The sequence below is a fragment of the Micromonospora sp. NPDC003776 genome, from assembly GCF_053605645.1.
Genome location: NZ_JBSGJR010000510.1, coordinates 1 through 5,155 on the forward strand (window position 1 = coordinate 1; position 5,155 = coordinate 5,155).

The 5,155-nt window shown below is 75.0% G+C and carries 4 protein-coding genes and 1 pseudogene; 2 read left to right on the top strand and 3 right to left on the bottom strand.

All coding sequences use genetic code 11. The annotated features are described in order from the left end of the window. Positions 1-300, top strand: a 300-nt coding sequence (locus tag ACWEVO_RS29550; RefSeq protein WP_452310755.1) for an alpha/beta hydrolase, incomplete at its 5' end; no start/stop codon positions are given. 9 nt (positions 301-309) lie between these two features. Here ACWEVO_RS29550 and ACWEVO_RS29555 read toward each other — a convergent pair. Both ACWEVO_RS29555 and ACWEVO_RS29560 read right to left on the bottom strand, forming a co-directional pair. Next, positions 310-1,728: an alpha,alpha-trehalose-phosphate synthase (UDP-forming) gene (locus ACWEVO_RS29555; protein WP_452310756.1), complete on the bottom strand. Its 1,419-nt coding sequence runs from the start codon at positions 1,726-1,728 to the stop codon at positions 310-312. A gap of 167 nt (positions 1,729-1,895) precedes the next feature. After that, positions 1,896-2,735: a DUF308 domain-containing protein gene (locus ACWEVO_RS29560; RefSeq protein WP_452310757.1), complete on the bottom strand. Its 840-nt coding sequence runs from the start codon at positions 2,733-2,735 to the stop codon at positions 1,896-1,898. 220 nt (positions 2,736-2,955) lie between these two features. On the opposite strand from ACWEVO_RS29560, the gene ACWEVO_RS29565 reads away from it, so the two are divergent. Next, on the top strand, positions 2,956-3,648 hold the full coding sequence (locus ACWEVO_RS29565) for a lysophospholipid acyltransferase family protein (protein WP_452310758.1): 693 nt from the start codon (positions 2,956-2,958) through the stop codon (positions 3,646-3,648). A 25-nt stretch (positions 3,649-3,673) separates the two neighbouring features. Here ACWEVO_RS29565 and ACWEVO_RS29570 read toward each other — a convergent pair. Then, positions 3,674-5,155, bottom strand: a pseudogene (locus ACWEVO_RS29570) (adenylyl cyclase); the annotation flags it as partial.

Here is a 5,155-nt window from a genome sequence, read left to right on the forward strand (position 1 = left end):
GCCGACGCTCGCCGGTACGTCGCCGGGCTGGGCCGGGCCAGCCGGCGCGCGCAGTGGCAGCTGCTCACCGGCCGGGACCCGGAGCCGGCCGTGGGCCGCCCGCCGGTGCTGGTGCTGGGCAGCCCGGACGACCGGGTGGTCCCGGCCTCGGCGCTGACCCGGGCGGCCCGCCGGTACGCCTCGGCCCCGCTGCTCTTCCCCGGCATGGGGCACGACCTGATGCTCGACGCCCGCTGGCGGGAGCCGATCGACGCGATCCTGGACTGGCTGGACAAGGATCCGGTGCCGGCGCTCGGCTGAACGGCGCGGTCAGTCCACCGGGACGCGCCGACCGAGCAGCGCGTCGCTCTCCTCCAGCGCGCTCAGGTAGGAGCCGGCCCAGGCGTGGATGTCGTTGCGGCGCAGGTGCTCCCGCATCGCCCGCATCCGGGCGGAGACGTCCTCCGGCGTGGCCCGGAGCGCCCGCAGCAGCTGCTGCTTGAGCCCCTCCAGGTCGTGCGGGTTCACCAGGTACGCCTGGGGCAGCTCGGCGGCCGCGCCGGCGAACTCGCTGAGCAGCAACGCCCCGGTGTCGTCGACCCGGGCGGCGACGTACTCCTTGGCGACCAGGTTCATCCCGTCCCGCAGCGGGGTCACCGCCATCACGTCGGCGATCCGGTAGAGGGCGGCCAGTTCGGCCCGGTCGAAGGGCTGGGTGAGGTAGTGGATGGCCGGCTCGCCGACCCGGCCGAACTCGCCGTTGATCCGGCCGACCTGGTGCTCCACCCGGTCCCGCAGGATCTGGTACTGGCCGACCCGCTCCCGGCTGGGCACCGCCACCTGGATCAGCACGGTGTCCGGGACCTTGACGTCCCCGTTGGCCAGCAGCTCGCGGTACGCCTTGAGGCGCTGCTCGATGCCCTTGGTGTAGTCCATCCGGTCGACGCTGAGGATGACGCGCTCGGGGCCGCCGAGGTCCTGGCGGAGCCGGCGGGCCCGGTCGGTGACGTCGGGCCCGGCGGCGAGCGCGGCCAGCTCGGCGGTGTCGATGGAGACCGGGAACGCGCCGATCCGGACCACCCGGTCGCCGACCGCGATCCGCCGGTCGGTGGCGGGCAGTTGGAGCACCTTGGCCACGAGTTGGGCGAAGTTGTGCGCGGCCTGCGCCCGCTGGAACCCGACCAGGTCGGCGCCGAGCATCCCGCGCAGCAGTTCGGCCCGGCGGGGCAGCTGCATGAACAGCTCCGGGGGCGGGAACGGCACGTGCAGGAAGAAGCCGATCCGCAGGTCGGGGCGGAGTTCGCGGAGCAGCCCGGGCACCAGTTGCAGGTGGTAGTCCTGCACCCAGACCAGGCCGCCCGGCTCGGCCACCGCCGCGGCCGCCTCGGCGAACCGCTGGTTGACCCGCTGGTACGCCTCCCACCAGCGGCGGTGGTACTCGGGCTGCTCGACCGCGTCGTGGTAGAGCGGCCAGAGGGTGGCGTTGGCGAACCCCTCGTAGTGGTCGCGGAGGTCGTCGCCGGTCAGCGGCACGCTGTGCATCCGTACGCCGTCCAGGTCGGGCAGGTGCGGGGCGGGGCCGGTGCCGCCGGCCCAGCCGACCCAGGTGGCGGGGGTGTGCCGGAGCAGGGGGTGCAGGGCGCTCACCAGGCCGCCGGGGCTGCGGCGCCACTCGCAGGCGCCGTCCGGCGCCACACTGTCGTCGATGGGGAGGCGGTTGGCCACCACCACGAGGGGACTCTGTCGCATCTCGGGCATTCCGATCTGCAGGGGGACCGGCGACCCGGCCAGAGGAACAAACCGGACAGCCGGTGCGGGAAGTGACGGACAGCGGTATTCCTACTGACCGTAAGTTACACCCCTGTTACGCGACCGCCCGTCGATGCCGGGGCGTCCCGTGATCCGGGCGGGGCCGGTCAGACGACCGCGCCGTCGTCCGGGTCCTGCTCGTCGGAGTCGCCGGGACGCAGCCGCCAGATCAGCATCACGAACCCGGCGAGGATGCCGGTGAAGCCGAGCAGCGTCACCACCGAGGGGTCGGTCACCGGCAGCAGGGTGGGGGAGAGGAAGAGCACGAATCCGACCACGATGCAGAGCACGCCGACCACGGCGTACTTGGAGAAGCGCGGCAGCGGCGGCGGAGGCGGCGGAGTGTAGTGCTCCTCGTCGTCCGGCAGGTCGGCGCCGAAACTGTCCAGCCCGTCCAGGAGCGACGGCTCGTCGGGCCGGCCCCGACCGACCGAGATCCCCGAGACGTCCGCCGCGTACGGCAGCCGCCGCACGTCGGTGGCGGTCGGGCCGGCGGGCTCCTCGGTCCGGGCGCCGGCGGTGCCGGTCGGGCCGGTCGGGTCGACCGGCTCGTCGACGTCCTCGGCGGCGGGCCACGGGTGGCTGCCGGCGGCCGGGGCGGTGTGGAAGCCGGCGACGATCTTGGCCCACTCGGCCTCGATGTCGGGCTCGTCGTCCCGGGCCGGCTCGGGAGCGCCCTCGTCGGCGAGCTGGGTCAGGTAGTCCCGGGCGGTGGTCAGGTGCGAGCGGTCGACGTAGAGCCGGTCGACCGGGCGGGCCGGCACGGTGGTGGTGCGGGTGACCGGATTCAGGTCGGCGGAGGGCTGGAGGTAGGCGGCGATGCCGCCCGCGGCCAGCACGTCGAGCAGATGCTCGCCGACGCGTGGATCGACGTCGCCCGCGACCGCGTACTCGGCCGCGTCGAGCCCGTTGTCCCGCCGCCCCCGACGGGGCCCACCCGCTGACACCGGACACCTCCTCGCCGCACCCGCCGGTGCGTCCCGATCCGGCGCCCCGCACGCCGTGCCCTGAATCGTGACACGTCGGCACCCGGTTCCGGGAGTGCGTTGTGGCGTGCCGCTCCCGGTTCGTAGGCTTCTCCCCGACAGTTCCCGCTCGCCGACGGCGCCCCGGGCGCGGTCCGGGCGTGCCCGGCGGCCCCTCCGGCGCCCGCCTGGAAGGACCCCGGTGCTGTACTGGCTGCTGAAGTACATCATCCTCGGCCCGTTGCTGAGGCTGATCTTCCGCCCGCAGGTCGAGGGGCTGGAGCACGTCCCGGAGACCGGCCCGGTCATCCTGGCCAGCAATCACCTCTCCTTCTCGGATTCGATCTTCACCCCGCTCATCGTCAAGCGAAAAGTCACATTCATCGCAAAGGCGGAGTACTTCACCGGCAAGGGCATCAAGGGCTGGCTCACCAGGATGTTCTTCGTCGGCTCCGGCACCATCCCGGTCGACCGGACCGGCGGCCGGGCCGCCCGCGCGGCGCTCGACACCCAGCTCCGGGTGCTGCGGGCCGGCGGGATCGCGGGCATCTACCCGGAGGGCACCCGCTCCCCCGACGGCCGGCTCTACCGGGGCAAGACCGGGGTGGCCCGGCTCGCCCTGGAGAGCGGCGCGCCGGTGGTGCCGATGGCGATGCTCAACTCCGACGCGATCCAGCCGACCGGCCAGATCATCCCCAACCTCGGCCGGGTGCGGATCCGCTTCGGCGCACCCCTCGATTTCTCCCGGTACGCGGGGATGGCCGGCGACCGGTTCGTCGAGCGGGCCGTCACCGACGAGATCATGTACGAGCTGATGGAGCTCTCCGGCCGCGAGTACGTCGACATCTACGCGCAGAAGGCGAAGGCCCAGCCCCGCCAGCCCGTCCCCGCCTGACGCCCGCCCGCGCCGGCGTACCGGGTCAGCAGGCGACCGCCGGGCCGGTGTCGGGGACCGGGTGGCGGGCCAGGGCGAGCAGCCCGGGAGCCTCGTTGCGCTGGGCGAAGGCGCGTACCTCGGCCAGCGGCGCGGCGGCCGCGTCGTCGTCCCCCGCCCGGTCCAGCTCGGCCACCGCGAGGGCGAGGGCCAGCATCCGGTCGGTCACGTCCGGGATGCGGGCGTAGATCTCCGCGCCGGCCAGGTGCAGCTCACCGGCGCGCCGGTGGTCACCGTCCGCCGCCGCGAGGGCCCCGGTGACCGTCCGCAGCGCCGCCTCCGACCAGGGCGTCCGGTGGTCGAGCCGGTCCAGCATGGCGCGCACCCGCACCGCCGCGTCCCGGCCGACCAGGCTGGCCGCGTACGCCGCGGCCGCGATCCACTCGCCGCTGGCCAGGGCCGGCACCGCCGACCAGGCGACGGCCAGCTCGTCGATCAGCTCCGCCGCCTCGTCCGCCCGCCCCTGCAGGGCCCGGCACAGCGCGGCCATCCCCAGCATGGTCCAGTGCGGCCGGTGAAAGCCGCTGCGCCGGGCGTCGTCCAGCGCGGCGGCCACGTCGTCCCGGTGCCGGACCGGCTCGGCGCCGCCGTCGCGCGGGGTGGGGGCCGGCCGGGGCGCCGGGGGCACCGGCTGCCCGCGCAGCACCAGCAGGCACGAGCGCAGGCCCCGGACCTGCATGTCCCAGCCGCCGGTCGGGGTGTCGACGAAGGCGTCGGCGGCGGCGACCAGCCGGCCGAAGTCCCCGTCGAAGTACGCCCGCATCGCCTCGCCGGAGTAGCTGGTGGCCAGGGTCTGCCCGCTGCCCCTCGCCTCGGGCGCCGTGGTGAGCAGCGCGTCCGAGCGCACCCAGTCGCCCTCCTCGCGCAGCGCGAACGCGAGATTCTGCAAGGCCCGCGGCAGCGCGAGCAACTGCTGCGCCCGGCTCGACTCGACCAGCGCGTGCAGCTCGTCGATGCCGGACCGGTCGCCCGCCTGGTAGCGGGCGGTGGCCGCGGTGATCCGGGCGTTCACGTTGACCTCCGCCAACCCGAGCCGGGCGCCGATCCCGGCCGCCGTCTCCGCCGCGGCGACGGCCTCGTCGCGCTCGTAGTTGAGCATGTGCAGCCGGCCCAGCTCGGCGTGCGCGTCCGCCTTCTGGCCGCTGTCCGGCAGCGGCTCGAACAGCGCCACGGCCCGGTTCAGGCAGGCCACCGCGGCCGTCCGGTCGGCGCGCAGCCACGCCGCCTGGCCGAGCAGTGTCCAGGCCCGGGCGGCGCAGGCGTCGTCGCCGTGCGCGAGCAGCCGGTCGGCGAGCGCGTGCAGCTGCTCCGGCCCGCCTCCGGAGAGGAAGGCGTTGCCGTCCCGGTAGAACGAGATCTCCGTGCTCAGCAGCTCCAGCTGCAGCCGGCCGACCGGGTCGCTGTCGTCGGCCAGGCCCAGCGCCCGGCCGGCGTGCGCGGCCGCCGCGTCCAGCCCGTGCAGGGCGTA